We start from the raw sequence: 1492 nt of genomic DNA on the forward strand, positions 1-1492 counted from the left end.
GGATTGGCGTTGGCCACCGGAGAGAAGGCCAACCTRCATGTCGAGACGCTTTTCCAGCCCGAGATTGAGTTCGGCCAGTTGTTCGCTGTATTTGGCCCGGCGGGCGGCGGTGAGCCCATAGGAAAAGCCGCGAGGCTTGCCGCGCAATTCCGCCAGCAGCATGTTTTCGCCAATGGTCATGGTCGGTGCGGTGCCGATCATCGGATCCTGAAACACGCGGGCAATGAATTGGGCACGGCGGTGGGCGTTCAGCCGGGTGACATCCCGCCCGTCAATCGTGACCCGGCCGGAATCCAGCGGCAGCTTGCCGGAGACAGCATTGAGAAAACTCGACTTGCCGGCGCCATTGCTGCCAATGACGATGCAAAAGTCTCCGGGCTTCAGCGCGACATCGAGGCCATCGAGCGCCCGGCGCTCGTCAAGGGTGCCGCGATAGAAAATCTTGGTGCCGCCCTTCACGGACAGCATGTCGGTTGTCATGTGTAAGCCCTCAAACCAGTGCACAGCCTGCGTTTAATAGTTCCCGCGCTGGCTGCGCAGGAACTATATGTTTGCAGGCTAAAGGAGAAGGCTTATTTCACGAAGCACTCACAATCTTTGAGGCTATCGGGTACCTTTTGGCCCGTTTTTGCCAGAACAGCCTCGTTGATCAGCGCCGTGTGGTCCTCATAGGTCGGTTTGATCGGTGCAAGGCTTGCAGGTGACTTGCCCGCGATAATCTCCGATGCGAGCTTGGCCGCATTCTGGCCGACCTTCGTGTACGAGACTTCGAAAGCCGCTGCAACGAGGCCGTCGCGTACCGCCTGTGCCGAGGCATTGACGATAGGGATATTGATGCTCAGCGCGGCGGCGGCAACAGCCGGAACCGCAGGCTGGACCAGATTGGAGCCCGGAACATAGATCACATMGGCCTTGCCGGCGAGCGAGCTGACCCGGATCGGAATGTCATTGGTGTTGTCGAGACCGACTTCAACCAGTTCCAGGCCTTCGGCTTTGGCAGCTTCCGTGATCAGCTTCAGCACGGCAACGTCATTGTCTTCGCCGGGATTGTAGAGATAGGCGAGGCGCTTGGCGTCCGGTAGCAGCTTCTTGATGAACTTGACCACCGAGCTGACGTCCTGCAGATCGGAAGCGCCGGTCATACCGGTATCGCCCGCTTCCCACGAGGGTGTGAGCTTGGCCGCAACGGGATCGGTGACGGCGGCGAAAACCACAGGCGTGCCGGAATTACCGACGATCTGCCGTGCGCCCTGCGCAACCGGCGTGGTAATGGCGAGGATAAGCTTCGGATTGCTGGAAACGAGCTTCGTCACCATTTGCKGGATAAGCGTCGCATCGAAATTCACCTGCAATTCGTCATAGACGGCATCAGTTACACCAAGCTTGGTCAGTTCTGCCTTGAATGCGGTGACCGTTTCATCCAGCTGCGGGTGCTTGCCGAATTGTGCGATGCCGATTTTGGTTTCGGCCGAGGCGGCTCCAAGCCCAAGCC

At 59.0% G+C, this 1492-nt stretch carries 2 protein-coding genes; both read right to left on the minus strand.

What is annotated here, in order from left to right; translation table 11 throughout:
• Nucleotides 1-468, minus strand: a 468-nt coding sequence (locus ACXJ5O_RS26740; RefSeq protein WP_457302552.1) for an ABC transporter ATP-binding protein, incomplete at its 3' end; no start/stop codon positions are given.
• Nucleotides 469-572: 104 nt separating this feature from the next.
• Nucleotides 573-1492: ABC transporter substrate-binding protein (locus ACXJ5O_RS26745; RefSeq protein ID WP_457302551.1), on the minus strand; the 920-nt coding region annotated here is incomplete at its 5' end.

Source organism: Phyllobacterium sp. P5_D12 (assembly GCF_054049495.1).